The 3,525-nt window shown below is 50.2% G+C and carries 4 protein-coding genes; 1 reads left to right on the forward strand and 3 read right to left on the reverse strand.

Features of this window, described 5'->3' with window-relative positions; translation table 11 throughout:
- The 3 genes from ACOJWD_RS02785 to ACOJWD_RS02795 form a co-directional block, all read right to left on the reverse strand.
- On the reverse strand, nucleotides 1–987 hold a 987-nt coding region (locus ACOJWD_RS02785; RefSeq protein ID WP_486991700.1), incomplete at its 3' end, for a trehalase-like domain-containing protein.
- 162 nt (nucleotides 988–1,149) lie between these two features.
- Nucleotides 1,150–1,983, reverse strand: coding sequence for a pirin family protein (locus ACOJWD_RS02790; RefSeq protein WP_486991701.1), 834 nt, complete (start codon nucleotides 1,981–1,983; stop codon nucleotides 1,150–1,152).
- Nucleotides 1,980–2,540, reverse strand: coding sequence for an NADPH-dependent FMN reductase (locus ACOJWD_RS02795; protein WP_486991702.1), 561 nt, complete (start codon nucleotides 2,538–2,540; stop codon nucleotides 1,980–1,982). Before ACOJWD_RS02795 ends, ACOJWD_RS02790 begins: the two co-directional genes overlap by 4 nt.
- A 361-nt stretch (nucleotides 2,541–2,901) precedes the next feature.
- On the opposite strand from ACOJWD_RS02795, the gene ACOJWD_RS02800 reads away from it, so the two are divergent.
- On the forward strand, nucleotides 2,902–3,525 hold a 624-nt coding region (locus tag ACOJWD_RS02800; RefSeq protein WP_486991703.1), incomplete at its 3' end, for a hypothetical protein.

Raw genomic sequence — 3,525 nt, forward strand, 5'->3', positions numbered from 1 at the left:
AATTAAGGTGCCATCAACGTGAAAGAAGGGAGCTTGGAACGGTTTAGCTTGAAGGTCGATGCAATTTAAAAGGAATTCCATAAAACGCCGCGAAGCCACGTGATCTCCCGCCATGAGTAACGCTTCGGCAGCGTATGATCCGTCGCGTACCCAGGCAAATCGATAATCCCACTGCCGACTTTCTCCGATCGTCTCGGGAAGAGAGGTGGTCGGTGCCGCGATGATAGCGCCATTGGTCTGATAGGTGAGGCCGTACAAGACCAATAAGGAACGTTCATAGGCTGACTGGTGAGGCCCTTGATAGGCTGGTAGCAAGTCTAATCGATGGCGCCAATACAACACGGTTTCTTTCATCGACGCATTGAGTTCTTCACTTTCCATATCATGCTCCAAAGTCACCATTTGGTCTTGAATGGCATCGGCCGCTTCCATCAAACGGTCCTCGTCATCCGCAATGTATTGCAAAATGAGCTCATAATGCCCCGGAGGGAGCGTCCAAATGCCTTCGATAAGAGATGAAGTAATGGTGTCGGAAGAAAGGCGCGGTTGCCCATTGATGGCGAACACCAAAGCTTCTTTGGCTAATGGATTGCGAAAGATCGCCCCAGAATTGACATGCTGGGGCGCCGATCGAATCAGCCCATAGTGAAATCGGGGCGCTAATTCCACCCGAATAGGAATTTCGCTTTTAATAACCCGCCGCAATTCTGGACGCCCGATGGTCAAGTAGTCGTAAATCACCGCTCGCCCTAACGGGGACTCCCATGTTGTCTTGATAATGTTGGTGGAATCAAGATATTGCTGCGACGTGGTGAGACCGTCGCTTTCGGTTGGCTGAATGAGGAAGTATCCGTTATCTTTTGTGCCCAGCAGGCGGGCACAGACCGCAGGACTATCGAATCGTGGAAAAGCAAGCCAATCGATGGAACCTTCAGGACTAATAAGGGCGGCTGTATGGGAATTGGTCAAAAATCCATAGAACTTCATTACTCACCTCCACTAATTATAGGAACCTTGATAGGCTCCTTAGGAAATCGGGTGTTTCCCTTCGAAGAGGTAATGTCGATTCTTATACGATCGAGATAACCTCCTCCAAGGATACTTCATTATAACGTAACCCAAGGGATATCATGGAGATTGATGTGATGGTTAGATGAATCGACCAGCGTGGTAATCTCTAAAGGCCTCCTCGATGTCTTCTCGAGTATTCATCACAAAAGGGCCGTAAGCGAAGACGGGTTCACCTATGGGAGTGCCTGCATAGAGGATAGCACGCAACGACGCACTACTACGCACAGTCAGCCAACTCCTTTCCTTCTGAAGCGGTGCGGGGCCTAACCATAATACCTCGCCCTGAGACCCAGGTTCTGCATTGGCACCAAAAATTCCGTGGCCCTCGAGAATATAGAGAAAGCCGTTGTGCTCCGGCGCCAGGTCGAGGTCTACGGTACTATGGGGCTCCATCCGAACTTCGGCCATCGTGATGGGGACAATGTTCTGGGTGGGCGCGCTCATTCCATGAACGGTTCCGGAATAGACGCGTATGAGCACACCGTCATGGTGATAGCAGGGCATTTTGTCATGCGAAAGATCTTGATACCGAGGCGGCATCAACTTTTTCTCTCGGGGAAGATTGATCCATAGTTGTAGACTGTGAACCGGTTCTCCCGGAAGAGGGTCTTCCTGATGGATTACACCATGACCAGCTGTCATCCACTGCACATCTTCAGGTCCCAGCACCCCCGTATGCCCGGACTTATTATCGTAGTGCCGCATTTGTCCTGATATCACATAGGTTACGGTTTCGATTCCACGATGGGGATGTTCCTCGAAGGTGCCATGTTGAAACCAATCCTCGGCGAGCATCAAAAATGGGTCAAACTGCTGCCAGTGCCCCGGAGGCAGCACCGCGGCTGCCTCATGAATGGTGCTTCGCGCGAGCTTTTCCGGTTGCCAGCGCTGGGAGATGGACCGCAGGTTCATTGCCTCAGACCGCTTAGGGCTTCGTCAAATCGGATCAACTCATCCAACATGATATTTGCAGCATCTTTGGTGATGTCATTGGGAACAAACACACCGTCCTTAAGAAATTGGGGGGCGAAGGGAATGGCGACGGCCTCTGGAACGGGCATCATTTTGAGGGTCGTGACGACCTGTTTCACCATTTGGGCGGCGCGCAATCCCGCAGAAATTCCACCGTAGCTGACCAGTCCCACAGGCTTGTATTGCCATTCCTTGGATAGGTAGTCAAGCGCATTTTTCAAAGGAGCGGTCATGGCGAAATTGTATTCCGGCATCACAATCACAAATGCATCTGCCGAAGCGACCATGCTACTCCACTGTTTGGTGTGTTCGTGGATATATTCTCCAAACCTGGGGTGTTTGGGTTCATTCATGAAAGGGAGGTCGAGTTCGAGAAGATCCGCCACGTTTACCTCAAATCCTCCATGCTGTCGTGCTGCATCGGCAAACCATTGACCTATGGGTAGCCCTATACGACCAGGGCGTGTACTCGCAATGATGACCATCAACTTCGGCATATTATCCCATCCTTTTTTAGGTGCTAAAATGTAAGCGCTATGTATTGAGGATATTGTTCGCAAGTAACTTATTAAAGGTAATTTTACCACGCGGTGCACATAATTTCATCTGTCGTGACCAATCCCAGTTTCGTGGGGGTGGTGTTTAGCAAGCATAGAGATGGGACGTAGCGGGATTCATGCGGTTTTTACCGCAAGAGACAAGAGCGAGAGCACTATAATAGTAATTTCGTATTGGTCGCACCCATTTTTGAGGGTGCAGAGACGGAAATAGTTTCCATCACGAATGTCTCTTCCACAGTTTCGGATTTTGTCCAGGAACCAGTATGATATGAAGCGTGAAAGATGGGGGGGTTGTCGCATGGTCGTTCAAAGACGCTGGGTGGTCGGCTTAGGAGTCATTGCGGCAGTCCTCTCTGGCTGTGGATTTGTAGCCTCTCATCCCTCTGCGGTCGCGACTCGAACCCATTTTTACCCAGTAAAAAATCGGTCTGGTACCTTGAAATCCGTGTCACTGTCTCGCCTGGTTCCGAACAGTGCATGGCATCATCTTGGAGGCCTTCCTTTTGGAGAGGATATTAGCTCAGTCAATTCGGGAGAACTGCTGCTCAGTGTCTATCCTCCGGGGCCGGGGCAACTATCCAGTAAAAAATGGCCAGACGGTTTGTATCTTATTAACGCCAAAACCGGGAAGACAACGCGGGTTGTGCGTCTTCCCAATATATTGAAGCCGAGTGTAGCATTTGCCTCGGGATCATGGGTCGCTTATGAGGCGGCTGATTCGTTGAGTGGCAATTATCAGACGGTAAACGTAAAAAACATTGCGACGGGACAGGTCACAGCGATGATGACATTGCCCAAAAACGTGTACAGTACTGGAGATATCCAAGGATTAACCATTCACCAGCATGTGGTCTATTGGCTGACTAATGCGCTCTCATCGGCTGGTATGAGCAGCACCGTCTATGCGTATAACCTTAATACC

The sequence above is a fragment of the Sulfobacillus sp. TH-112 genome (assembly GCF_057473405.1).

Bases quoted from the DNA above. Each gene is read 5' to 3' on its own strand.
- ACOJWD_RS02790 (WP_486991701.1), bottom strand. From the start codon at position 1,983: ATGAACCTGCGGTCCATCTCCCAGCGCTGGCAACCGGAAAAGCTCGCG.
- ACOJWD_RS02795 (WP_486991702.1), bottom strand. From the start codon at position 2,540: ATGCCGAAGTTGATGGTCATCATTGCGAGTACACGCCCTGGTCGTATA.